This window comes from Peribacillus frigoritolerans, assembly GCF_030676415.1.
GTDB classification, from domain to species: Bacteria; Bacillota; Bacilli; order Bacillales; family DSM-1321; genus Peribacillus; species Peribacillus frigoritolerans_A.
Window position 1 is genome coordinate 1 of the sequence record NZ_JAUUTW010000102.1, and the last position, 461, is coordinate 461.

1 protein-coding gene is annotated in these 461 nt (G+C 40.3%); it reads right to left on the reverse strand.

Going from position 1 to position 461, the window contains the following annotated elements:
- Positions 1–461 (reverse strand): transposase (locus Q8G36_RS28650; protein WP_305275349.1); only part of this gene is annotated, 461 nt, incomplete at both ends.

Genomic DNA, 461 nt, shown 5'->3' on the forward strand with positions numbered 1-461 from the left:
ATTAACATAGTCATGTTTGCGAAAGAATCCTTCTTTTGTACGAGGACGTGTATAGGGTAAAGCAGGTGTGATTTCTTTGTTAAATAGGTAGCTTGTAATCGCTGGTGTTTTATAAGCTGCATCTGCGTCAACTGCTTCTGGTTTTCCAACTTTCTCAATCACTTGCTCAACAAGTGGCTCCAAAATATGACTGTCATGTGTATTACCAGGTGTTACAATCGTTCCCCATACAAAACCGTTGCGGTCTGCGGCCGCGTGGAATGAATAGGCAAACTGTTTTGTTCGTTCATCTTTCACATAGTAGCCACTCTCAGGATCCGTAGTACTTTCTTTAATTGCTCTGGTTTCTTCCTTATCAAATTTATCTGGTGGAAAAGGTTTCTTTCCATGGTTTTCACGATCTTGATTGATTTCATCTTGAAGACGTCCTTGATATGCTCGTGTTTCTTTGCGTACGATTT